At 49.3% G+C, this 306-nt stretch carries 1 protein-coding gene; it reads left to right on the forward strand.

Features of this window, described 5'->3' with window-relative positions; translation table 11 throughout:
- Positions 1 to 298: hypothetical protein (locus tag GSQ94_RS20920; RefSeq protein ID WP_158946063.1), on the forward strand; the 298-nt coding region annotated here is incomplete at its 5' end.
- Positions 299 to 306 lie beyond the last annotated feature (8 nt).

Raw genomic sequence — 306 nt, forward strand, 5'->3', positions numbered from 1 at the left:
CCACAGGCTTGGCCTTCAGGGCAAGACATCCACAGAATTCGAGCGGTCGCCCAAGCCTCCCGTGCAGCTTGTGCAGGCGGTGGCGGTAGCCAATATCAAGACGCAGCAGAGGATATTTATCGGTGATATGCAAAGGTTCAACGTTGTTGAAATTGACAATAATACCACCGCGGAGAATGTCGTGACTATGATTAGGAATCAAGTTTCTTTGAACAGTGTGGTGGGACAAGGAGATTGGATGCTGTTTGAAGTTGCGCAGGATTTTGGATTGGGTGGGTGTTCCTTCTTCCCAAAATGATCGGTGTG

Origin of the sequence: Granulicella sp. S190, from assembly GCF_009766095.1 — a bacterium.
Taxonomy (GTDB): domain Bacteria; phylum Acidobacteriota; class Terriglobia; order Terriglobales; family Acidobacteriaceae; genus Edaphobacter.